Source organism: Enterobacter cloacae complex sp. 397G4, assembly GCF_050031515.1.
In the GTDB taxonomy this organism is placed as follows: Bacteria; Pseudomonadota; Gammaproteobacteria; order Enterobacterales; family Enterobacteriaceae; genus Enterobacter; species Enterobacter hormaechei_C.
Genome location: NZ_JBLGWE010000001.1, coordinates 616,536 through 637,915, shown reverse-complemented (window position 1 = coordinate 637,915; position 21,380 = coordinate 616,536). Strand labels below are relative to the sequence as shown.

General features: G+C 54.0%; 21 protein-coding genes and 1 pseudogene. 9 read left to right on the top strand and 13 right to left on the bottom strand.

Annotated elements, in window-relative coordinates:
- Window positions 1-59: 59 nt before the first annotated feature.
- A complete protein-coding gene (locus ACQG1Y_RS03045; RefSeq protein WP_426736665.1) occupies window positions 60-1,331 on the top strand; it encodes a DUF445 domain-containing protein in 1,272 nt (423 codons plus the stop codon).
- Here ACQG1Y_RS03045 and ACQG1Y_RS03040 read toward each other — a convergent pair.
- The 6 genes from ACQG1Y_RS03040 to ACQG1Y_RS03015 form a co-directional block, all read right to left on the bottom strand.
- Window positions 1,328-2,404 carry a DUF2955 domain-containing protein gene (locus ACQG1Y_RS03040; protein WP_063413568.1) on the bottom strand — a complete coding sequence of 359 codons (1,077 nt, stop codon included), beginning with the start codon at window positions 2,402-2,404 and terminating at the stop codon, window positions 1,328-1,330. The genes ACQG1Y_RS03045 and ACQG1Y_RS03040 overlap by 4 nt on opposite strands.
- A complete protein-coding gene (locus ACQG1Y_RS03035; RefSeq protein ID WP_368740768.1) occupies window positions 2,394-3,461 on the bottom strand; it encodes an HlyD family secretion protein in 1,068 nt (355 codons plus the stop codon). The genes ACQG1Y_RS03040 and ACQG1Y_RS03035 overlap by 11 nt, the downstream gene beginning before the upstream one ends.
- Entirely contained in the window at window positions 3,458-3,928 is a 471-nt protein-coding gene (locus tag ACQG1Y_RS03030) for a MarR family winged helix-turn-helix transcriptional regulator (protein ID WP_033486706.1), read from the bottom strand. Before ACQG1Y_RS03030 ends, ACQG1Y_RS03035 begins: the two co-directional genes overlap by 4 nt.
- Window positions 3,929-4,077: 149 nt before the next feature.
- Window positions 4,078-4,797, bottom strand: coding sequence for an ArsR/SmtB family transcription factor (locus tag ACQG1Y_RS03025; protein WP_058688944.1), 720 nt, complete (start codon window positions 4,795-4,797; stop codon window positions 4,078-4,080).
- Window positions 4,790-5,113 carry an antibiotic biosynthesis monooxygenase family protein gene (locus tag ACQG1Y_RS03020; protein ID WP_003863082.1) on the bottom strand — a complete coding sequence of 108 codons (324 nt, stop codon included), beginning with the start codon at window positions 5,111-5,113 and terminating at the stop codon, window positions 4,790-4,792. Before ACQG1Y_RS03020 ends, ACQG1Y_RS03025 begins: the two co-directional genes overlap by 8 nt.
- A 250-nt stretch (window positions 5,114-5,363) precedes the next feature.
- Window positions 5,364-5,843 carry a carboxymuconolactone decarboxylase family protein gene (locus tag ACQG1Y_RS03015; RefSeq protein WP_010427243.1) on the bottom strand — a complete coding sequence of 160 codons (480 nt, stop codon included), beginning with the start codon at window positions 5,841-5,843 and terminating at the stop codon, window positions 5,364-5,366.
- A gap of 102 nt (window positions 5,844-5,945) precedes the next feature.
- Here ACQG1Y_RS03015 and ACQG1Y_RS03010 point away from each other — a divergent pair, with 102 nt between their 5' ends.
- Complete coding sequence (locus ACQG1Y_RS03010) at window positions 5,946-7,334, top strand: PLP-dependent aminotransferase family protein (RefSeq protein WP_032670618.1); 1,389 nt, start codon at window positions 5,946-5,948, stop codon at window positions 7,332-7,334.
- An 85-nt stretch (window positions 7,335-7,419) separates the two neighbouring features.
- Here ACQG1Y_RS03010 and ACQG1Y_RS03005 read toward each other — a convergent pair whose 3' ends face one another.
- On the bottom strand, window positions 7,420-7,581 hold the full coding sequence (locus tag ACQG1Y_RS03005; RefSeq protein WP_003863073.1) for a DUF1127 domain-containing protein: 162 nt from the start codon (window positions 7,579-7,581) through the stop codon (window positions 7,420-7,422).
- A 176-nt stretch (window positions 7,582-7,757) separates the two neighbouring features.
- On the opposite strand from ACQG1Y_RS03005, the gene ACQG1Y_RS03000 reads away from it, so the two are divergent.
- Window positions 7,758-9,173, top strand: coding sequence for a PLP-dependent aminotransferase family protein (locus tag ACQG1Y_RS03000; protein WP_026080655.1), 1,416 nt, complete (start codon window positions 7,758-7,760; stop codon window positions 9,171-9,173).
- A gap of 76 nt (window positions 9,174-9,249) precedes the next feature.
- Here the strand turns inward: ACQG1Y_RS03000 and foxA are convergent, their stop codons facing one another.
- The 3 genes from foxA to ACQG1Y_RS02985 form a co-directional block, all read right to left on the bottom strand.
- Window positions 9,250-11,358: a ferrioxamine B receptor FoxA gene (gene foxA, locus ACQG1Y_RS02995; protein WP_103270103.1), complete on the bottom strand. Its 2,109-nt coding sequence runs from the start codon at window positions 11,356-11,358 to the stop codon at window positions 9,250-9,252.
- Between the two features lie 121 nt (window positions 11,359-11,479).
- On the bottom strand, window positions 11,480-12,436 hold the full coding sequence (locus tag ACQG1Y_RS02990) for a helix-turn-helix domain-containing protein (protein ID WP_426736664.1): 957 nt from the start codon (window positions 12,434-12,436) through the stop codon (window positions 11,480-11,482).
- A gap of 135 nt (window positions 12,437-12,571) precedes the next feature.
- Window positions 12,572-12,805 (bottom strand): DUF2171 domain-containing protein, encoded by a 234-nt coding sequence (locus tag ACQG1Y_RS02985; RefSeq protein ID WP_003863067.1) that lies wholly within the window; start codon window positions 12,803-12,805, stop codon window positions 12,572-12,574.
- A 219-nt stretch (window positions 12,806-13,024) separates the two neighbouring features.
- On the opposite strand from ACQG1Y_RS02985, the gene ACQG1Y_RS02980 reads away from it, so the two are divergent.
- Window positions 13,025-13,210, top strand: coding sequence for a hypothetical protein (locus tag ACQG1Y_RS02980; RefSeq protein ID WP_023295865.1), 186 nt, complete (start codon window positions 13,025-13,027; stop codon window positions 13,208-13,210).
- A gap of 38 nt (window positions 13,211-13,248) precedes the next feature.
- Here ACQG1Y_RS02980 and ACQG1Y_RS02975 read toward each other — a convergent pair whose 3' ends face one another.
- On the bottom strand, window positions 13,249-14,370 hold the full coding sequence (locus ACQG1Y_RS02975; protein WP_015572567.1) for a cupin domain-containing protein: 1,122 nt from the start codon (window positions 14,368-14,370) through the stop codon (window positions 13,249-13,251).
- 87 nt (window positions 14,371-14,457) lie between these two features.
- The gene (locus ACQG1Y_RS02970) at window positions 14,458-15,369 is read right to left on the bottom strand and encodes a LysR family transcriptional regulator (RefSeq protein ID WP_426736663.1); all 912 of its coding nucleotides are present in this window, start codon (window positions 15,367-15,369) and stop codon (window positions 14,458-14,460) included.
- Window positions 15,370-15,449: 80 nt separating this feature from the next.
- Between ACQG1Y_RS02970 and ACQG1Y_RS02965 the strand changes: the two genes are divergently transcribed.
- Genes ACQG1Y_RS02965 through ACQG1Y_RS02950 form a run of 4 tightly spaced genes read left to right on the top strand, consistent with a single transcriptional unit; the run spans window position 15,450 to window position 20,196 of the window.
- Window positions 15,450-16,106 (top strand): cysteine hydrolase, encoded by a 657-nt coding sequence (locus tag ACQG1Y_RS02965; protein WP_223230152.1) that lies wholly within the window; start codon window positions 15,450-15,452, stop codon window positions 16,104-16,106.
- Window positions 16,103-17,140, top strand: a complete 1,038-nt coding sequence (gene hypE / locus ACQG1Y_RS02960; protein WP_058688020.1) for a hydrogenase expression/formation protein HypE — start codon at window positions 16,103-16,105, stop codon at window positions 17,138-17,140. Before ACQG1Y_RS02965 ends, hypE begins: the two co-directional genes overlap by 4 nt.
- Window positions 17,112-19,490 carry a carbamoyltransferase HypF gene (gene hypF, locus ACQG1Y_RS02955; protein ID WP_077580354.1) on the top strand — a complete coding sequence of 793 codons (2,379 nt, stop codon included), beginning with the start codon at window positions 17,112-17,114 and terminating at the stop codon, window positions 19,488-19,490. The genes hypE and hypF overlap by 29 nt, the downstream gene beginning before the upstream one ends.
- Window positions 19,483-20,196, top strand: a complete 714-nt coding sequence (locus tag ACQG1Y_RS02950) for an HAD family hydrolase (RefSeq protein ID WP_250023203.1) — start codon at window positions 19,483-19,485, stop codon at window positions 20,194-20,196. The genes hypF and ACQG1Y_RS02950 overlap by 8 nt, the downstream gene beginning before the upstream one ends.
- Before the next feature lie 78 nt (window positions 20,197-20,274).
- Here the strand turns inward: ACQG1Y_RS02950 and ACQG1Y_RS02945 are convergent.
- Window positions 20,275-20,880, bottom strand: a pseudogene (locus tag ACQG1Y_RS02945) (ATP-dependent Clp protease proteolytic subunit); the annotation flags it as partial.
- A gap of 85 nt (window positions 20,881-20,965) precedes the next feature.
- On the opposite strand from ACQG1Y_RS02945, the gene ACQG1Y_RS02940 reads away from it, so the two are divergent.
- A complete protein-coding gene (locus ACQG1Y_RS02940; protein WP_015572565.1) occupies window positions 20,966-21,352 on the top strand; it encodes a VOC family protein in 387 nt (128 codons plus the stop codon).
- The last annotated feature ends 28 nt before the right edge of the window (window positions 21,353-21,380 follow it).

Genomic DNA, 21,380 nt, shown 5'->3' with positions numbered 1-21,380 from the left:
AATTCTTCACCAGATAACACATTTTGCATTTTACCTCCATCACCCTCTATCCTTAACCCATGGAAAAACATACCGAACTCAAACGCGCCAAGCTTCTCGCGCTGTCGCTGCTGCTGATTGCCGTCGCAGCGTTTATCACCACTCTGTTCCTGCCGCAAACCTTCTGGGTGCGCGGCGTAAAGGCCATTGCCGAAGCGGCGATGGTCGGCGCGCTGGCGGACTGGTTTGCCGTTGTCGCGCTGTTCCGCCGGGTGCCAATTCCCTTTATCTCGCGCCATACGGCGATTATCACGCGCAATAAAGACCGCATCGGCGACAATCTCGGCCAGTTCGTGCAGGAAAAGTTTCTCGATACGCAATCCCTTGTCGATCTTATCCGTCGCTACGAGCCCGCACAGATGATTGGGACCTGGTTCAGCCAGCCCGATAACGCCCGGCGCGTGGGGCAGCATCTGGTGCAGGTGATGAGCGGTTTTCTGGAACTTACCGACGATGGACGCATTCAGCGCCTGCTCAAACGCGCCGTGCACAAGGCTATCGACAAAGTCGATCTAACCGAGACCAGCGCCGTCATGCTGGAAAGCATGACCAAAAACAACCGTCACCAGGTGCTGCTGGACGCCATCATCAACCGCCTGATTACCCTGATTCAGCGGGAAAGCACGCGGGAATTTATTGCCGACCAGATCGTCCACTGGCTTAAGACCGAGCATCCGCGCAAGGCGATGGTGCTGCCCACCGAGTGGCTGGGCGATCAAAGCGCGGAGATGGTGTCGAACGCGGTGAACACGCTACTGGACGATATCAGCCACGACCGCACGCACCAGATCCGTCAGGCGTTTGACCGCGCCACGATCAAGTTCATCGACAATCTGAAAAACGATCCGGAGATGACGGCAAAAGCCGAGAATATCAAACACTACCTGAAGAATGACGAAGCCTTTAACCGCTATCTGGGGGAAATGTGGGCTGACCTGCGCCAGTGGCTGAAAAATGACATGCAGAGCGATGATTCCCGCGTGAAGCAGCGTATCGCCAACGCCGGGCTGTGGTTTGGCGAAACGCTGACCAACGACGCCAGCCTGCGGGCGTCGCTGAATGAGCATCTGGAGCATGCCGCGCACCGCGTGGCGCCGGATTTCGCCGCGTTCCTGACGCGCCATATCAGCGACACGGTGAAAAGCTGGGATGCCAAAGACATGTCACGCCAGATAGAACTCAATATCGGTAAAGATCTTCAGTTCATTCGCGTTAACGGTACCCTGGTGGGCGGAACAATTGGCCTGATCCTGTTTCTGCTCTCGCAACTGCCCGCCGTGCTGGGGCATTAATCCGCTTTTGGCGGCGCGATAACGTAGCGCGTCGCCTCGAAGCGGTTCAGGATCAGGTGCACCAGAAAGACCATCGTCAGCGTGACCACCAGCGCGAAGGTGACGGAGGTGATGCGGTACAGATCGCTGAACACCAGGTCGCTGTCCGGGTGCATGTTCTGCCCGAACATAATGCCGATGGTGGTGATACTGGCGAAGCCTACCCCGGCGCCGACCTTCTCCATTACGTGCAGACGCGCGCCAAACGCCAGTCCAAGGCCAATCAGCGGCATCATCAGCAGCATATGGCTGCTGTGATCGTAGAGGATAAGCTGGACGACAAGGATATAGAGACACCCCAGCACCACGCCGACTACGCGCCAGATGGAGCTGATAACCGAGCCGCGATAGTGCATCGGGAACAGGATCAGAATGCCCGCCATCAGCGCCGAAAGCGAATCGCTTAAGTCGCTCATCTGGAACACCACGAAAATCAGCGTCGCCACGGTGCCCGAGAGCAGAGACTCGTGGCGCACGCGGGCGTCATCTTTCTCGATCAGCGGCGGCGGCTTACGCGGCTCCACGTCCGGCAGCAGGTAGTTCATCAGCGCGCTCAGGCACACCGCCATTACGCTCGCTTCGATGTTAGAGAATAAAAGCGTGTGCCAGTTGGTGGTGGGGTAGCTCATAAAGTTGAGCATCACGCTCTGGCAAACCACGCCCATCGAGCCGAACAGGAACAGCGGCCCCTTACTCATAAAGCGAAAACGCATCACGTACAGGGCAAACACCATCAGCGTCATAATGACCGGCCACTGGGACAGATAGCCGATGATAAACACCATTTCGATGCAGTTCAGCGAGGCGCTGAAGATAAACTGCTTCGCCACGTGGCGGTTAAACACCGGCACCAGCGAGAGCAGCATGATCGGATAGACCACAAAAAACACGCCGTAGCTGGTGTTGTAGAAACTCGAAATACTGAGCGCAATCATCCCGGCAAAGACGATACGCAGGGTCTGGCGAAAGTCGTTTGCCGTATAGACGATGTTGCCGTGCGGGGTAAATACCCGCGCCAGGGTGCTAATAGACATAGTGAAGCAGGCTCACCAGATGGATTTGCATCCCGGAGAAGAATCGCGCAAACGGCCCTTCGCTATTGTAGAGCTGCACGGTGGCGCGCGCGCCGGTCGGCAGCGACTTCGGTAAGGCTTCGTCCAGCGCCACGTGAATGCGCATACGCTGGGCATCACGCACCCAGCGGTTGGAGGTTTCCGGTTCAGAAAGTTGACCGTTTACGGCCTCCTGTCCGGCGAGGATCCCCGCGTCGCTGCTGGTGACGTGGGCACGGAAAACTTGCCCCGGGAAGGCGTCGAACACCACGGCGGCGTCGATCCCCTGGTGGGTATGCCGCAGGCTCTTCTCGCGGAAATCCGCCACGATATCGATCCGGGTGTTCACCAGCGCCAGCGCAGCCGAACCGGACGAGGCGTAAAAACCGGGGCTTAATTGCAGGTTACTGACCGTGCCGTCCGCCTCGGCGTAGACCTTCGTCCAGCCAAGATTCAGCTCCGCTTCATCCAGCGCGTTACGGTATTTTTGCAGCGTCACGTTGTGGTGCTCGTCCTGCTCGCCGCGCTGAATGCGCAGGTTATGAATATTCGCCTGAATCGAGCTGACGGACTGCTCGCTGCTCTGCCAGGTGGTACGGACCTTATCCAGATCCGCCTGCGACACGCTCTGCAAGGTACTCAGTTTCTGGTAGCGGTCGAAGGTAACTTTGTCATTACGCGCCGTCAGCACCGCGGTTTTCAGGCTGGCCTGCGCCGCGGCAATCTGCGCGTCCAGCTGATCGTTAGACAGACGCGCCTGTTCCAGCGCAATCTGCGCCGCTTCGACCTTATTGCGAAACGGCGTGGCGTCGAGCTCAAACAGCAGATCGCCTCTCTTAACCTGGCTATTGTTGTGGACATGTACCGCCGCCACATACCCGGAGACGCGGGCAGACACCGGGGTCACCACGCGCATCACGGTGGAGTCCGGCGTCAGCGGGATCCAGATATCCGCGACGATAAAGTAGACAAACATCAGCAGGAAAGAGGCAATACTCACCCTTACCCAGCGGGCAAACTTTTGTTCAGGAGTCATTATTTTTCGGTCTTATTATCTTCTTCGCGGATTGTCCGCAAATTGCAGGCGATTTGATTGAGTGTGGCGCTGAAAATATCGATATGTTCCGGCGCGATGTTTTGCGATACGCGCGCCTGATACGTCTCAATCACCTGAGAGAGCCTTTCAAGAATGGCTTTTCCCTCAGGCGTCAGCGTCAGCAGCCGGATACGCTTGTCATACGGCGAGACGGTGCGCAGCAGGTAGCCCTGCTTTTCCAGCTGTGTCAGCGTACGCATTAGCGGAGGCAGTTCAATCCCCTGCACTTCCGCCAGCTCGCTGACCGAGACGTTATCCCCGAGTTGATGAAGCTGCATCATCACCGTCCAGCTCGACTGGGTTAACCCGGTGTCGAGAATGGCGTCGTCGATGACTGCGCGCCACTGACGCACGATCATCGCCATCCGCATGCCCATCGGCCTGCGGTTAAACAGATCTTCTTCACTCATGGGGAATCCTCTCGTAGTACGCCATTACGATAATAGTTATCAGGGTAAGTATCAAGAAACGCGAGGTGAAAGAGCAGGAATTGCGAAACAATGTTCTCCCTCTCCCTGTGGGAGAGGGTCGGGGTGAGGGCATCAGCCCGCAACGGCGTTTAGCGGCTAAAATGCTTCCTGACGGCACTTTTCCCCGAAGCCGTCACCACCACCTCCCTGTACCCCGCCACCCGCTGGATCCAGCCTTTGCTTTCCAGATAAATCAACAGCGCAGCGCCCGCCTCACCGCCAAGATGAAACCGCCGCTCGCTCCAGTCCAGGCAGGCGCAGCACGCCTTGCGACGGGTATTGGGATTTAACGGAATACCAAGCTTCAGAAACTGCTCGCGGCCATGTAGCGTGAGCGCTGAACCGTCTGCCTCAAGCCAGCCTTCCGCCTGCATGAATTCATAGATATGCACCGCCACCGTTCCGGCAAGATGGTCGTAGCAGGTTCGTGCTTCGCGCAGGGCTTTTGGCGCGGAGGTTTCCGGCGGCGTGATGCGGCTCCAGGAGAGCCCCATCATCTGCTCGACAAGCGCCGCCACGTCGTGTCCCGCCAGGCGATAGTAGCGATGCCGCCCCTGAGACAGGCAGGTAATCAACTTTCCCTCCACCAGCCGCGCGAGATGCCCACTGGCGGTCGACGGCGCAACGTCTGCCGCCACGCTCAGCTCTGTAGCCGTCCACGCCCGCCCGTCCATCAGAGCACAGAGCATCTTCACGCGCGACGGATCGGCCATTGTAGCCGCTACAGCGGCAATGGCCTGTTCCAGCGCCGCCGCAATTTCACCCTGCTCGCCGGGCCTGTTGTCGAAAATCACATGAACGTCATACATCCGCGTGCCCTCCGGTTTCGGAACTGTATTCCCGCACCAGTTGCGCCACGCGAATACGGTAGAAAGAAAAAATCGACGCCCGTCCTTCGGCCTGCGCCGCCTGATGAAAGACGTTCTGCTTCCAGCGGCGGACGGCCTCTTCATCCCGCCACCAGGAAAGGGACAGGATTTTGCCGTCGGTCGTCAGGCTCTGGAACCGTTCGATATCAATAAAGCCGTCGATATCGGCCAGCAAAGGCTTAAGCTCTGCGGCAAGTTGAAGATAGCGCGCCTGATGCGCCGGTGCAGCTTTAGCTTCGAAAAGGACTGCGATCATGAAGGTCTCTCCGTTGTGATGATATGGAGAGAATGCGGGACTAATGGTATGGATGCTTCGGTATGGAGCGAAGTGTTTGCCGGATGGCGCTGCGCCTACGGTGTTTTGTAGGCCCGGTAAGCGTAGCGCCACCGGGCAGGGTTTAACCCACAATCGACCTCGGCTCCATAAACGCCCGAATCCCCCACTCGCCATCGTCACGTCCCGCCAGGCTTACGGGCGCTGGTGGCGATAATCCGCGAGCGCGGGATTACTCCAGGTTAGCCTTGTTCAGCCCATATGCCGCATCCAGCGAGCCCGGCTCCATGCGGGAGGTAATGCCCAGGCGGTTCCAGGCGTTGATCGCTACGATGGCGAAGTTCAGCTCTGAAATCTCCACGTCCGAGAAGTGCTCCGCCACGCTGCGGTACAGCGCGTCGCTCACGCCGTGAACGCCAATCTGGGTCAGCGCTTCGGTGAAGGCCAGCGCGGCTTTCTCGCGGGCGCTGAACAGCGGGGACTCGCGCCACGCCGCCAGATGGTACAGGCGCAGCTCGCGCTCGCCGGCAATTTTGGCCTCTTTCGAATGCATATCCAGGCAGAAGGTACAGCCGTTCAGCTGCGAGACGCGAATGTCGATCAGGTGCTTTAGCGCCGGATCAATGGAGGTTTTCGCCACTTCCATGCTCAGGGCGGAAAGCGCGTTGGCGAGTGCAGGTGTGGCTTTGTGGTGGTTTACGCGGGTGCTCATTGTCTTTCCTCTTTTTTGTGCGGTTTTTATCATGCGATGAGGCAAATCTACGCCGTTAATGACATAGTAAAAAGACACAAAAAACCTGAAATGAGGTAGGACATGAAGCCAGGCTATCACGACATTTATACCCGCTATCGCGATAACATCACGCGCGGCGTACTGAAGCCCGGCGACAAAGTGCCTGCCATCCGCGTGCTGGCTGAAGAGCTGAAGGTGGCGCGAAAAACCGTTGAAACAGCCTATGCCATTCTGACGGGAGAAGGATATCTGGTAAGCCAGGGCGCGCGCGGGACGCGGGTGAATCCGGATCTTCTGCTGCCCGCGCAAAACGCTCCGGCAGAACAAGCGACCGGCACGCTGCCGGCGTCGTTGATTAGCCAGCGCGAACGGGCCGGTTTTCTGCGCCCCGGCATTCCCGCGCTCGACAGCTTCCCCTATAAAAAATGGCTGCTGCTGGCAGGCCAGGCGACGCGCGCCATGCGTCAGGATGAAATGCTCAACCCGCCGGTGCTGGGCTGGTATCCGCTGCGCGAGGCAATTGCCCGCTATCTCAATATCTCGCGCGGGTTGTCCTGCACCGCAGAACAGGTGCTGATCACCAGCGGCTACAGCGGCAGCCTGCGCCTGATCCTCGACACGCTCGCCAGCCGCAGCGATAAGGTGGTATTTGAGGATCCGGGCTACTTTATGGGCCAGCAGTTGCTCAAGCGCATTGTGCCCCGCCTGCACACCGTCCCGGTCGATCGCGCAGGGATGGATACGGACTACCTGCTGCGTAATCACCACGATGCCCGCTTCGCCATCGTTACCCCGTCGCACCAGAGCCCGCTGGCGGTGACGCTCTCCCTGCCGCGCAAGCAGCAGCTGCTCGACTGGGCGTCACAAAACGAGGCGTGGATTATCGAAGATGACTATGACGGCGAATTTCACTACACCCGCAAAGTGCTGCCGTCGTTGAAAAGCCTCGACCAGCATGACAGGGTGATCTTTATGGGCACCTTCAGCAAAACCATCATGCCTTCACTGCGCATGGGCTACGTGGTGATGCCCGCCAACACCGTCGGCGCGTTTACCGACAGCGCGGACATCCTCACCAGCGGCCAGCCGGTCCTGACGCAAAAGATCCTCACAGCCTTTCTCAACGAGGGGCATTTTTTCCGTCATCTGAAAAAGATGCGCGCGCTCTATCAAACCCGCCGCGACTGGATGATTGCCGCCCTGCGTGAGGTCTATGGTGATCTGTTCTTCACCGAGCAAAACGACGGTGGAATGCATATTGTCGCGTTCCTCGCAAAGGGAAGCGCTGACCGGGAGATCGCCCGCTGCTGGCAGGAACAGCAATTGCAGGTCAATGCGCTTTCGGCGTGGTATCGCGGGTCGGGCAAACGCTACGGGCTGGTGATGGGCTATAACAACGTGCGGTCATATCAGGAGGCGGTTGAGCTGCTGGAAAGGCCGAAACGGCAGACGCTTGCGCTGTTGAGCTGAAAACCGCCGGGTGGCGGCTGCGCCTTACCCGGCCAACGGTCTCCTGTAGGCCCGGTAAGCGTAGCGCCACCGGGCAACCCTATGCTCACACATCATATCGCGATAACCCGACGTCCTTGAGCTGCTCGTCGCTCATCTGGCTCAGAATACGGCGGGTACGGTTGATGCGATACCAGTTACGCAGCGTTTTCGCTACCCAGACAAACGCGATAAACGGACGTTTTGAACGATTCTCGTAGAATTCCATGATGCTCTCCTCGCTGTGCCAGTGGAGTTATCATCATGGAAAACGGCCAGTACAATACAGATTCAAAAACTGCTTTTGTTTACCATACAGATCCGCTAAAACGGTATCTGCATGGTGGTTTACCCATCAATCTGTACTGGTTTAATGCTCTGTATGGTGAAAAAAAAGGATACAGCATGACGCGCTATCAACATCTGGCCAACCTCCTGGCGGAACGTATCGAACAAGGGCTGTATCGCAGCGGTGAACGTCTGCCGTCGGTACGCACGCTGAGCCAGGAGCACGGCGTGAGCATCAGCACCATACAGCAGGCCTACCAGATCCTCGAAAACCGCCAGCTGATTACGCCTCAGCCGCGCTCCGGCTATTTTGTCTCGAAACGCAAAGCCCAGCCGCCCGTCCCGGCGATGACGCGCCCGGTACAGCGCCCCGTGGACGTCACCCAGTGGGACGAAGTGATGATGCTGCTGGACGCCCGCGCCGACAAAGAGATGATCTCCTTTGGCGGCGGCTCACCGGACATTAACCAACCGAGCCTGAAGCCGCTGTGGCGTGAGATGAGCCGCATTGCGCAGCATAATCCGGGCGAAATGCTGAGCTATGACGTGCTCGACGGGCGCCTGGAGCTACGCGAGCAAATCGCCCGTCTGATGCTGGATGGCGGCTCCACCGTGGCGGCAAACGAGATTGTCATCACCAACGGCTGCCACGGCGCGCTGTCGATCGCTCTGCTCTCGGTGTGCAAGCCGGGTGACATCGTGGCAGTCGAGTCACCATCGTTTCACGGCACCATGCAGATGCTGCGCGGCTTTGACATCAAGGCCATTGAAATTCCCACCGATCCCGAGACCGGGATCAGCATCGAGGCGTTAGAGCTGGCGCTGGAGCAATGGCCGATCAAGGCGGTGATCCTGGTGCCGAACTGCAATAACCCGCTCGGGTTTATCATGCCGGAGTCTCGCAAGAAGCAGGTCTTAGCCCTGGCACAGCGGCACGATATCGTGATTGTTGAGGATGACATTTACGGCGAGCTGGCGGCGGAGTACCCGCGTCCGCGCACCATTCATTCTATGGACATAGATGGCCGCGTGCTCTTATGCAGCTCGTTTACCAAAACCGTGGCGCCGGGCCTGCGCGTCGGCTGGATCGTGCCGGGGCGCTATTACGACCGGGTGATGCACATGAAGTACGCCGCGGGCGGGTTTAACGTGCCGGGCACGCAGATGGCGGTGGCGGCGTTTATTCGCGACGGCCATTACCATCGCCACGTGCGCCGTATGCGTCAGATTTATCAGCAGAATATGGAAACCTATACCTGCTGGGTGCGGCAGTATTTTCCGGCAGAGATATGCGTCACCCGCCCGCAAGGAAGCTTCCTGCTGTGGGTTGAGCTACCGGAGACGGTCGATATGGTGTGCGTCAGCAAGCAGCTGTGCCGTCTGAAGATCCAGGCTGCGGCCGGGTCGCTGTTTTCTGCCTCCGGGAAGTACCGCAACTGCCTGCGGATCAACGTGGCGTTGCCGCCGACGGAGAAGAACCGCGAAGCGCTGAGGAAGATGGGCGAGGCAATTGTGATTGCGATGGAGGAGTAGTGCGGCCTGTTGCCCTCACCCCAACCCTCTCCCAAAGGGAGAGGGTGGAAACCGCCACCGGGCAATGGTCAACGACTCAGAACTTCCACGAAACGCTGCCAACAATGCTGCGTTCTGCACCGAAGTAGCAGTAAGAGAGCGAGTTACACGCCGCGACGTAGCTTCTGTCCGTCAGGTTATTGACGTTCAACTGCGCGCTCACGCCCGTGAGCCCCACTTTCGACAGGTCATACCCCACGGTCATATCCACCAGCGTGTACGACGGAAGCGTATGGGTGTTCTGGCGATCGCTGGCGATCCCGTTGACATAGCGCACGCCGGAGCCGACGGTCAGGCCGTCCAGAGGGCCGGTTTTGACGTCGTAACTCAGCCAGGCGCTGGCCATGTTACGCGGGGCATAAACGGCGCGCTTGCCCTCCTCTTCCGGGCTGCTCTTCTTGTAGCGAATATCCGTGTAGGTGTACGCGGCCTGCATACGCAGGCTGTCGGTCAGCTGACCAATCGCCTCCAGTTCAACGCCTTCGGATTCGATTTCACCGATGGAACGGTACGGATCGGTCGGCTCCTCTTTAGTGGCAATGTTCTTCTGGTTAATGCGGAACACCGAGGCGCTGAACTGGCTGTTCATCCCCTCCGGCTCATACTTCACACCCGCTTCCCACTGCTTGCCCTTCATCGGATCCAAAATGTTGCCCTGCTCGTCGGCAAAGCTGGTCGGCGTAAAGGCGGTAGAGTAGCTGACGTACGGCGCAACGCCGTTATCAAACAGATACAGCAGCGCCGCGCGGCTGCTGAAGTTATTTTTATCCAGATCGCTGCGGGTGTGGTTGAAGTTGTCGACGTTCGACACGCTCACCTGGTCGTAACGCCCGCCCAGCGTGAGGCGCCAGCGGTCAATGGACATCTGATCCTGTAGGTAGTAGCCGGTCTGGCGCAGCTTGTGTTTTTCCCTGCTGTACTGGGTGATGTAGTCCGGCTTCGCGCCGTAAACAGGATGGAAAGCGTCAATCGGCGGGAAGCCGCCGTAGTAGCCGGTGACGTTGTTGGTGCGGTCCTGGTAGTCCATGCCGATCAGCACGCGGTGGTTTACCGCCCCGGTATCGAAGCTGCCGTCGACCTGGTTATCCAGGGTGATGGCGTTCATCTTCTCGTCGGAGCCGGAATAGCCGCGGTTCAGCTCGGTGTCATTCAGCCAGCCTGCGGCATACACCTGGTTCAGCTCGACTTTGGTGTGCAGGTAGCGCAGCTTCTGGCGCACGGACCAGCCGCTGTCAAACAGGTGCTCAATGTTATAGCCGACCATGTTTTCCCGACGATCGTACTTGTCGTAATCGTCCTCGCCCTCGAAGAAGGTGTTGGAGATTTTCTTACCGCTGTGCGGTACAACGGTGCCCTCATATGGCAGGCCGGAGTGGCTGCCGCCTTCCGGATCGCGGTGCAGGTAGGCCATCAGATCCAGACGGGTGTTGTCGGTGATACGCCAGGTCAGGCTCGGCATCAGGGCGTAACGCTCTTCCTTCAGCGGATCGAACTGGGAATCGGCATAGCGGGTCATCCCGCTGAGGCGCACCGCCACGCGGTCGTTATCATCAACCGGGCCAGTGACGTCGAACATCGCCCCACGCTGGTTATTGTTACCGGCGAAGAGCTTGATCTCCCCGCCAGGATCGAACGATGGCTTACGGGAGGTGAGCGCCACAATCCCGCCCGGCGATGAGCGGCCATAGAGCACGGAGGCCGGACCGCGCACGACTTCGATACTGTCCAGGAACCACGGGTCAACCACCAGCGAGCTGTGGGAGTTGGTGTCGCCCATCATCTTCAGGCCGTCGAGGTAGACGTTGTCCAGGCTGCCGTCCGAGAAGCCGCGCAGCACCATGTAGTCAAAGCGGTTTGACGCCCCGATCTGGTTGCTGTAGACCCCCGGCGTGTAGCTCACGGCCTGACGCACGCTGGTTGCGCCCTGCTCTTCGAACTGCTCGCGAGTGACGATAGAGACCGACTGCGGGGTTTCAATATCCGGTGTTTCAAGCTTGGTGGCCGCAGACTGCATCTGCGAGGTCACCACCACGGTGTCAGTTTTTTGGGCATCCTGCGCCAGTAAAGGAAAAGCAACGCTACCGGTAACCCATCCCACCAGCAGTGCCAGACGCGATTTAGCAAACATAACCCTCTCCAGAGATATTTCTTATTGTTAATAAGAATTATTACCTTTTTGAGCGTGCAAACGGCTATGCGTGCCGCCAGGTTACGTATGCGCGATGCTAAACCACACGGAATGCATTCGCGCGACAGGAGAAATTACGTTAGCGGAGTTTGCGCACGTCCCCCGGTGAAATCCCGTAATGACGACGAAACGCGGTGGCGAAGTTGGTGGCATGCTGATACCCGCACATCCAAGCCGCCTGCTGCACGCTGTGGCCTTCCAGCAGATAGCGGCGCGCCAGCGCAAGGCGACAGTCGCGAAGGTAATCGAAAAGCGTGCAGCCGTAGCGCTGACGGAACTTGCTGCGCAGGCTGCTTGGGCTCATTGCGGCAAGGGCTGCCAGCTGCGCGAGAGTATGATCCCGTTCAGGAGACTGTTCCAGCAGGCTCCGCACGCGTTCAAGACGCGCATGCTCAGGCCGCCGCGGGCAAGGCTGCTGGCGCTGGTTGAGGCCATGGCCGAGCAGCTGATACATCAGCCCCTCCAGCAACAGCTTGCGTGAGAGCACGCTTCCCCCCTGCCGCTGCGCATGCAGAATACCTGACATCACAAACTCGGGAACCTGCCAGACAAACGCGGGTGCATTCAGGCTTTGCCATTCCAGAAGCAATGACTCAAGCAGGGCTTCACGTCCGGCATCGTGCGGGTAGACGCCAAACGAGAGCGTTTTCAGCGTGCTGTCGGCATCGTGACGCGCGCTCATCACCTGATCTTCACTCAGACGTGAGCTGAACGCCATGCCCGGGCGGACGGGATAATTGATACCATTGAGCGTGAGCGTCACGCACCCTTCCAGCACCACCAGCATATAGAGCGGGCTGCTGTGGCGAGAGGTGGTTTCATAGGGCTGTAATACACGTACGTCGGAGTGGGTCAGCGAAATGCCGGACGAGAGCATCATCTCTTCAACATTCCCCTGCAACACGGGGCTACCGCTGACCTGCGCCTCTTTTAACTGGGGGAAACGGTAGTCGATGCCGTAGCGCTCGCCGAATACCTGAAAATCTTCAACTAAAAATATGCGTTTCGCTGATCTATTTTCACTCTGGAGCATCATTCGGGGCCTGCATCGGGGAAAGGACAGGCAAAACAGTATCATCCATTTGTAATGGCAGCAATCACCGGGCGCAGACACTATTACGCTCCGGACGAAGCCGGAGCGAAGGCATATATTTCCTTGCGAGAAATATATTTATGCTTCCTGCCACTCAGCAAAAACCTCTTTATGGTTTTTGGTCAGGACAACTTTATTATCTTCGACCTTATCAACCCAGCCGAGAGGAATAAAGTGGTGTTTGCCGCCCGATTCCGGATCGCTCTTCGCAAGCTTGATACGCTCACCATCAAGATGGTCCACAACCCCGACGTGCGTTCCGCAGCTGGCGACAACCTGAGTGTGATCCTTAATTGCGCTTTTATCTACCATAATTATTCTCCTGTTTCGGTTATTTGCCTGTTGCACGAAATTAACTGTAGCGCATAAATTCAGGCTTAAACGTCCTGTTAGCATTTTGAAACATCATTGACAGAACTGAATATTAAGTCTACTTAATGCCGAAATGGAAAAATAAGAATGAGATGAATTATTACCGACTGATTATTTCCCGTTCATAATTAGATTATCGCAACCAACGAGGAGGTATTTATGACGATTCGCAATAATCGGGCAGAAATTTCACTGGCTCTTGGTGAAGCGGTTTTAGACATCGTGCAAAAAGGCCATGAAGTATCGCGAGAAAATCTCGCCCAGGCGATGAAAATCAAAGCGGAGAAAGAGCGCGACGATGAGCGGCTTCTTAACTACTGGAAGGCCTGTAATATGCTGGTCTGAACCTGGCGGCGTTTAGCCTGACTAAACGCCGCCTGCTGTTACTCGTCGAAGAACCAGTAGCCCTGGTTAATCAAACCGGTCAGCTCTTCCACAAACGCCGGATTATTCAGCGCATCGCCCAGCTCAGCCTGGCCGAGCTCGGTGAAGCGGCACAGCGCGTCCGCCCCGTTCACATCCGCCGTTTCCAGCTGTTCGCTGTTGATAAAGACGCTGCCGTTGATGTTCAGCACGCGCAGCCCGCTCAGGCGGGAGAGCGTTTCGCCCCCTTGCAGCGCGTCGAGCACCTCTTCTGCGGAATACGGCGGCTCGGCGGCGGCAATATCCAGCTCGTGACGCGGCGTGGAGACGAAGCTGCCAAACCATTTCGTAAAATCATCTGGCTTGCTAATCATGTCGATCATCATCTGGCGAATGCGATCGAGCTCGTACTGCTCCACGCGGCCAGGGTGTTCGCGGCAGGTCAGATCCGGATCGCTGTAATGTTCGCCGCCCAGATCGTTCTCCAGCGCGTAGTCGGCAAAGCTGCTGATCAGATCGCGACCGTTCGGCCCGCGGAAACCGACAGAGTAGTTGAGCGCGGTTTCATGGGTGAAGCCGTCATGCGGGAATCCAGGCGGAATGTAGAGGATATCGCCCGGGGCCAGATCTTCGTCGATGATCGGCTCAAACGGATCGACATGCAGCAGGGCCGGATGCGGACAGAACTGACGCATCGGCAGCTTGTCCCCCACGCGCCAGCGGCGGCTGCCCATCCCCTGGATAATAAACACATCGTACTGATCGATATGCGGCCCAACGCCGCCACCCGGGACGGAGAAGGAGATCATCAGGTCATCAAGACGCCAGTCCGGCAGGACGCGGAACGGACGCACCAGCTCTGCTGCGGGCATATGCCAGTGGTTCACCGCCTGCGCCAGCAGGGACCAGCCGGTTTCACCGAGGTTATCGAAATGCTCAAACGGGCCATTGCTCGCCTGCCACTTGCCGTTAGCATGGCTTACCAGGCGGCTATCAACTTCCGGCTCCATCGCCAGACCCGCCAGTTCATCAGGGGTAATGGGGTCGACAAAATTCGGGAAGGCATTTTTCAGCACAACGGGTTGTTTTTGCCAGTATTTTTCAAGAAACTCCGGCCAGTTCAGGTTCAGTTGATACGCCATGGGTAGCACCAGTGAGAGGGGAGACAGGCGCGATTATGGAAGAGAGCGCATCAAACTGCATTGTCATGGGTCAATGTCGAAGACTCTTCAGCGGACGGAATGATGAGATCGCATCAAATCTTTTCCCGTATGCGCTTCAACAATACGTAAAAATTCATCCCGATATTGACGTATTATTTTAGGATCCCACGCCACACAAATTTCCCAGTACAGTGATTCCAGGTCAGGTGCAATAAGCCTTACTCCTTCTGGTGAAAAATGCCTTACGCTTTCAGGCAAAAAAGCGACTCCATTTCCTCCCGCGATCAATGCCATCAGAGTTGGCATATCATCTGTCACCGAGACAGGGTCAGCATGTAATTGGTTGGTAAGGAGAAACTGATTAGTTTGTTCTGCAAGACATGGACCAACAGCAGGAGTTAATTGTAATAAAGGATACTGAGATAGCACATCACGGATATGTGTAATATCGTTTTTATGAGTTGATGGTATAGCCAGTATCAACTTTTCTTTGTACAGCACCCTAGAGGTTAACTCATTGCCAGCCGGCATCCGGAAGAATCCGATATCAAGTGTTCCTTCAAGTAGCATTTTACGCTGCACTCCTGAGGGGAGATTGCTTATATTTACCTCACACGCCGAAAATTTATTCCGGAAGGTATTTATCCATAAAGGTACTGTATGAAAAGTTGAAATCCCAAAACCAAGCATAAGTTTTTCATGGCTATCTTTAAATATTTTTTCGGCATAATTCAAAAAATCAGCATGAATCTTCAGTAACTCATTTGCCTTCAAAAAAAGCTGGCAGCCGTGCTCAGTTAATATTGCGCCATATCGACCGCGAGTGAAAAGAGGACCGCCAATAAGCGTCTCTAACATTTTTATCTGCTTTGATAACGCGGGTTGCGTCAAAAACAACAGCCGCGAAGCGCGATGATAACTCCCCTGCTCTGCAAGTGTTACAAACGCCCGTAACAACTTGATATCGATTCCTTTCATTTATCAAACCCTGAAAAAATGGAATTTTACAAGAACACGTCATAAACACATTATAGAAAATACCAGCCAAAGAAGAAACCGTGTCTGGCAGTAAGATTTATGTAATTCACTATATGAATATAAAGGAATATATAAAAATGCCAAATGTTGCTGTACTGACTAACGATCTGCAGTATGAGTTCACTTATAAAATTACGCATTCTGAAGCAGAACTCGCGCAAAAGTTGACAGCTTTCAATGCCTTTTTAGATGGTGTGAGAAAAAAAAATCAAACGGTCATTCATCTGCAACTCATAAATGACCCCAGCGATCCCGCTGTTCAACGGCGCTATAAAAATCGCGCTGCGGGCATTCCCGCTCTAGCCGGAAGACCTGAAAATCAAATTATCAGTAGTATATGCCATTCATCAGATCTTATCGTTGTAAAAGGTCGAGATAGTGGTTTCTTCAACAATAACCTTGATGAGACGCTACAGGAACTCGGAATCAAAACGGTCATCGTTACGGGTTTGCAAACCCATGTTTGCGTACAGACAACGGCTGCAGATGCATTTTTTCGCGGATACAACGTTTGGGTCCCGGAAGACTGTGTATTTGCCCCTTCTTCAGAAGATACAGCCCGTGCTCTGGAATGGCTTTCAAGTTATTGCGCTACCGTAGCGTCCTCCATTGAGATTCTTTCTTTATTAGAAAAACATGGCGATCTTCCGGAACGTAGTGAAAGGAGAGGATCATGAGCAACGTATTAGAAATTCAAGGTAAAACAACAGAGACCGTCGTGCTGGATCATGGTACTGGCGCTCGCTTAAGTCGTGAATTGGTTGAGTTGATCGCGCATATTCTGGGAGATACCTACCTTGGAACAATGGAAGACAGCGCACTGCTGGAACTTCCTTCCCGAAAGCTCGCATTTACTACGGACTCATTTGTCGTAACACCGATCATCTACGGCAATGGCGACATAGGAAAAATTGCGGTATGTGGTACCGTCAACGATCTCGCTGTGAGCGGAGCAAAACCGCTTTATCTGACGCTCAGTCTGATCATTGAAGCTGGGATGTTAATGTCAGACCTGATCAAGATTATTGAATCAGTGCGTGAAACAGCGAAAGCGGCCGATATTAAAATTGTAGCAGGGGATACAAAAGTTGTAGATAAAGGTGAAGCCGATCAGTTGTTTATTAATACCGCAGGCATTGGTGTCTTCGAAAATCCGTCGGTTTCAATCAAAAATGTACGTCCAGGACAAAAAATCATTCTCAGCGGGTACATTGGAAACCACTCTATTCACCTTTTATCTATCAGAGAAGGTCTGGGATTTGAAAGAAATATTCTGAGCGATTGCGCACCTCTCAACCATATGATTCGATCCCTGCTCAATAATCTTCCTGCTGGGAAAATAGCGTCCATGAGGGACGTTACGCGTGGCGGCTTATCTGCCGTTCTCCACGAGCATGCCCGAGCTTCCGGAAATGAGATTCGTTGCGAGAAGCAATCCTTGCCGATACAGCCTGAAGCAGCAATGGCTGCCAATATGTTAGGAGTGGATGTAATAAACCTTGCTAACGAAGGTTGTCTTTGCCTGTTCGTTGAGCCAGATAGCGCAGATGAGGCGCTTGCCCTTTTAAGGACCCATCCGCTCGGCCAAAATGCGGCTATTGTCGGCGAAGTTCTTCCAACCATTGAGCCAAAAGTTACCATGCTTGAGCCAGATGGAACACTGTCAACAATTGAGGAACTTTATGGTGCTGAACTCCCACGACTCTGTTAATCAATTCGATGACATTTTAATACGGCGTTATCGCGTATGTGGCATCGTCCAGGGGGTCGGATTCAGGCCCTTTGTGCATCGCCTGGCACAGTTATTTGATGCTACAGGCTGGGTTCTTAATGATTCAGAAGGCGTATTAATTGAAATACAAGCAACACAAGACAATATTACCCGTTTCCTTGACGAACTGATATTAAGCCCTCCTCCTATGGCCAAAATTATCAGTGTGCAGGAAGTGCAAAGAGAAAAAAGCGATCTGCTGTATAACAAGTTCACTATTCGAGAAAGTCATCTTCTTAGCAGTATGAATACTATTATTCCTCCAGATTCGAATGTTTGTAGTGACTGTCTGGAAGAAATGAACACACCAGATAATAGGCGCTATAAATACGCCTTTATAAATTGTACGAACTGTGGACCACGTTATAGCATCATTAAAGGGATGCCTTATGATCGAGAAAAGACCACAATGCGTGCCTTTTCGATGTGTAGCGCATGTCAGCATGAATATGATGATATTGAAGATCGTCGCTATCATGCCCAACCAAATGCCTGTCCCGAATGTGGTCCACAATTGCAATTAACCCAACGCGACGGCACAACAATCGTTACCGATGATATTATCGATTTCGCCCTCGCACGGTTACAGGAAGGAGCCATTGTTGCCGTGAAAAGCTTAGGTGGATTTCATCTCGTCACCGATGCAAGTAACGATAAGGCTGTTCAGGAATTAAGAAAACGTAAACGCAGAGACTCAAAACCTTTCGCGGTGATGCTCTTAAACAGTGATAGTGCATCACGTATTGCTTATGTAAATGTGCAGGAGCAAGAAGTTCTTGAAAGTTCACAGCGACCAATCGTATTGCTACGAAAGCGACACAATATGCTCGCAAACTCTGTTGCACCACATAATCCCAGTATTGGAGTAATGCTGCCCTCAACTCCCCTTCAATATCTATTACTGAGCGATCCGAAAATGCCAGCGCTGGTGATGACGAGCGGGAATCGCTCTGGCTACCCTATTGTTTGTGATAATGTTAGCGCAATTGAACAATTAGGTGACATTGCTGATTATTTTATTCTCAACAATCGTGACATACATACGCGCGTTGATGACTCTGTCGTTCGTGTTATGTCGCTACCAGAGGGAAGACATAGTCACCTTTCTTTCATTCGACGCTCGCGCGGGTATGCTCCTTATCCTGTTCATCTGCCGTTTGATGCAGGTAAGGCTATTGCGCTAGGTGCTGAACTAAAGACCACCGTGAGTATCGCTAAGGGTAAAGAGGTTTTTATCAGTCAACACATTGGCGACTTAAAAAATGACCAAACGTTCAATTCCCATATCGAATGTGTAAACCATCTGCAAACATTGCTTGGCGCAAGCGCTGATGCAATAGCCTGCGATCTGCATCCTTCTTTTCGCTCTACACGTAATGCACTAAAGCAATCAAAGCTACACGTTGTTCAGGTACAGCATCACCACGCACACATGGTGTCATGCATGGCAGAAAATGGGCTTTCTGGTAAAACTATCGGCGTTATTTTCGATGGTACGGGGTATGGAACAGACGGCACCATATGGGGTGGAGAATTTCTTACCGGTGATGAAAAAAGCTTTGAAAGGGCTGCACACCTTCGTGCCTTCTCTCTTCCGGGCGGAGACAAGGCTGTTAAAGAGCCTGTCAGGGTTGCCATATCGTTGCTAACAGCACTATACGGAGAACATTTAGAGGGCGTTAATCTTCCTGCGCTTAATGCGCTGCCGGCTCAGCAGCTTAGCGTGTACGCTAAAATGGCTGCAAGGCATTTCAACTCCCCCAAAACCAGTAGTATGGGCAGGTTATTTGACGGCATATCAGCGTTAATAGGTATTTGCTCGTATGTCGAATATGAAGCACAAGCGGCTATTGAGCTTGAAGCCTTACTGAATCGCGATCTCTACATGTCACAACCTTTTTCATATTGTGTCCAGGAAAAAAATGGTCACCTGGAAGTGGATTATCGTCCAATGATAAGGGAATTAGTGTCTGAGCTTACTACGACGGCGCCTAATCTCCCCCTATTGAGCAGGCGTTTTCATTCAACAATTGTGGATATGATCATCTCAGTATGTATACGTTTATCAAAAGTATGCGCAACAAGACAGGTCGTATTAAGCGGTGGTGTATTTTTGAATGAATTTATCCTGCTTAATACTGTGGAAGGTTTACATGCCGCTGGCCTGAAGCCTTATTTCCACCATAGCGTCCCCACCAACGATGGCGGTATATCACTAGGACAAATTGTTGTAGCGAGGGGGCAATTACAGGCAAAACATATTGATGTCAGGGAGATCGAGCATGCGTGAATACGTAAATCATTTTTCAGCCGTATTATTTGACATGGATGGCGTGCTTATTGACTCCAACTCAGTCATTGAAAGAGGCTGGCGAGAAGCTGCGGAAACATTTGGCAAGACAATTTCGCAAGACGACATTATCAAGCACATACACGGACAGCCGGGACCTCATACTATCCAGGCACTTTTTAGTGACCTGCCTGTTGAAGCGCAGAGAAAAATTCAGGCACACATTATTTATGTTGAGAATACAGCCGAATATGATCCTATACCGGGCGTTGCTGCGCTAATTACTTCCCTTGATTCAGTAGGAATCCGCGTTGGCATAGTGACTAGCGGATGGAGAGAGAAAATTGATCGTGTAACGGCCATGCTAGGAGTGCAACACTGTATTTCGGTTATCGTTGAGCGTGATGATGTCAAAAAAGGTAAACCCTTTCCAGAACCCTATCTACTTGCAGCAGAACGACTCTCAACGCCACCCGAGAAAATCATTGTTTTTGAAGATTCAAGGAGTGGAGTGACTTCTGCAGTGAGCGCTGGCACCTGTTGCGTTGGAATAGGTGGGATTGAACTGATTGCTAATGGAGCCAGGTGCGTTATCCCTGATTTCACAGGAGTCGAGGTATTAACTCGTCTGGATAGTAACGTCGCAATTTCATTATACCCAGGGCACGTATTAGTTGCAGAAAGATTTATTGAGTCTGACGAGTAGCTACATGCTTTCTTTGGATTGTTCTTGCTCCCCTTAACAGGGAGCAAGAACTTTCAGGCTTATAGATGGATAAAAAACTTAATCCAGGTTCAGCTCGTCATAATGGGTAATCAGTTTACCCACGATGCCGTAGTCCAGCGCTTCCGCCGGTGACATCCAGAAGTTACGGTCGGTGTCTTTCTTCACTTTCTCCAGCGGCTGGCCGGTGGCGTCAGCAATCAGCTTGTTCACGCGCTCCAGCATGCGGATGATCTCGCGCGCTTCGATTTCGATATCCGTTGCCTGACCGCGCACGCCGCCCAGCGGCTGGTGGATCATAAAGCGGGTATTCGGCAGAGCGTAGCGGTGCTCTTTTTTCGCCGCCAGGAAGATGGTAATCCCGGCGCTCGCCACCCAGCCGGTGCCGATCACATGCACTTCCGGACGGATAAACTTAATGAAGTCGTGGATGGTGTCGCCCGCTTCTACGTGGCCGCCCTGACTGTTGATGTACAGCTTGATCGGATCGTTGCTGACGCTTTGCAGCAGGATCATCTGAGTGATGACCTTCTGGGCCAGCTCCTGGTTAATCTCTCCGGAGATGACAATCGAACGGGATTCCAGCAGTTTTTGCTGTAGAGCGCCCGCGCCGTTTGTTCCTTCCGCTTTTTCCTTGTCGCTTTCTTTCAGTGTGTAGTGCATTGTTGTTTCCTCAGCTTGTCGCGCTCAAAACCAGAGTGTAGCCTGTTTTACCGGTGAAAGTCCTCACAGACAAATAACGAGGGATCTTATGAATATTGCACATGTCGCACTCTGGACCCGCAGCCTGGACGCTCAGGTTCAGTTCTGGGAAACGGTGTTTGGCGGCCGCAGTAATGACCGCTACGTCAGCAAAAATCGTCCGGGGTTTAAATCTCACTTTATTACCCTGGATGACGGGCCGACCATCGAGCTGATGACGCTGCCGGGCCTGCCCAGTGCACCTTCGCACCCGGAATTTATCGGCTGGGCGCATATCGCCATCAACGTCGGCAGCAAAGCGCAGGTGGACAGTATGGCAGCGCAGGCGCAGGCAAGCGGCTCCCTGCTCAGCGCCCCGCGTATGACCGGGGACGGTTTCTATGAAGCGGTGATTGCGGACCCGGACGGCAACCGTATTGAGCTTGTCGGTGCATAAAAACAGCGTTTCGTTCCTTCATCGCCTC

What these genes read in the sequence shown, in the direction of transcription:
- ACQG1Y_RS03045 (WP_426736665.1), top strand. Translation starts at nt 60, where the DNA reads ATGGAAAAACATACCGAACTCAAACGCGCCAAGCTTCTCGCGCTGTCG.
- ACQG1Y_RS03040 (WP_063413568.1), bottom strand. Translation starts at nt 2,404, where the DNA reads ATGTCTATTAGCACCCTGGCGCGGGTATTTACCCCGCACGGCAACATC.
- ACQG1Y_RS03030 (WP_033486706.1), bottom strand. Translation starts at nt 3,928, where the DNA reads ATGAGTGAAGAAGATCTGTTTAACCGCAGGCCGATGGGCATGCGGATG.
- ACQG1Y_RS03025 (WP_058688944.1), bottom strand. Translation starts at nt 4,797, where the DNA reads ATGTATGACGTTCATGTGATTTTCGACAACAGGCCCGGCGAGCAGGGT.
- ACQG1Y_RS03020 (WP_003863082.1), bottom strand. Translation starts at nt 5,113, where the DNA reads ATGATCGCAGTCCTTTTCGAAGCTAAAGCTGCACCGGCGCATCAGGCG.
- ACQG1Y_RS03015 (WP_010427243.1), bottom strand. Translation starts at nt 5,843, where the DNA reads ATGAGCACCCGCGTAAACCACCACAAAGCCACACCTGCACTCGCCAAC.
- ACQG1Y_RS03010 (WP_032670618.1), top strand. Translation starts at nt 5,946, where the DNA reads ATGAAGCCAGGCTATCACGACATTTATACCCGCTATCGCGATAACATC.
- ACQG1Y_RS03005 (WP_003863073.1), bottom strand. Translation starts at nt 7,581, where the DNA reads ATGGAATTCTACGAGAATCGTTCAAAACGTCCGTTTATCGCGTTTGTC.
- ACQG1Y_RS03000 (WP_026080655.1), top strand. Translation starts at nt 7,758, where the DNA reads ATGACGCGCTATCAACATCTGGCCAACCTCCTGGCGGAACGTATCGAA.
- ACQG1Y_RS02990 (WP_426736664.1), bottom strand. Translation starts at nt 12,436, where the DNA reads ATGATGCTCCAGAGTGAAAATAGATCAGCGAAACGCATATTTTTAGTT.
- ACQG1Y_RS02985 (WP_003863067.1), bottom strand. Translation starts at nt 12,805, where the DNA reads ATGGTAGATAAAAGCGCAATTAAGGATCACACTCAGGTTGTCGCCAGC.
- ACQG1Y_RS02980 (WP_023295865.1), top strand. Translation starts at nt 13,025, where the DNA reads ATGACGATTCGCAATAATCGGGCAGAAATTTCACTGGCTCTTGGTGAA.
- ACQG1Y_RS02975 (WP_015572567.1), bottom strand. Translation starts at nt 14,370, where the DNA reads ATGGCGTATCAACTGAACCTGAACTGGCCGGAGTTTCTTGAAAAATAC.
- ACQG1Y_RS02970 (WP_426736663.1), bottom strand. Translation starts at nt 15,369, where the DNA reads ATGAAAGGAATCGATATCAAGTTGTTACGGGCGTTTGTAACACTTGCA.
- hypE (WP_058688020.1), top strand. Translation starts at nt 16,103, where the DNA reads ATGAGCAACGTATTAGAAATTCAAGGTAAAACAACAGAGACCGTCGTG.
- hypF (WP_077580354.1), top strand. Translation starts at nt 17,112, where the DNA reads ATGGTGCTGAACTCCCACGACTCTGTTAATCAATTCGATGACATTTTA.
- ACQG1Y_RS02950 (WP_250023203.1), top strand. Translation starts at nt 19,483, where the DNA reads ATGCGTGAATACGTAAATCATTTTTCAGCCGTATTATTTGACATGGAT.
- ACQG1Y_RS02940 (WP_015572565.1), top strand. Translation starts at nt 20,966, where the DNA reads ATGAATATTGCACATGTCGCACTCTGGACCCGCAGCCTGGACGCTCAG.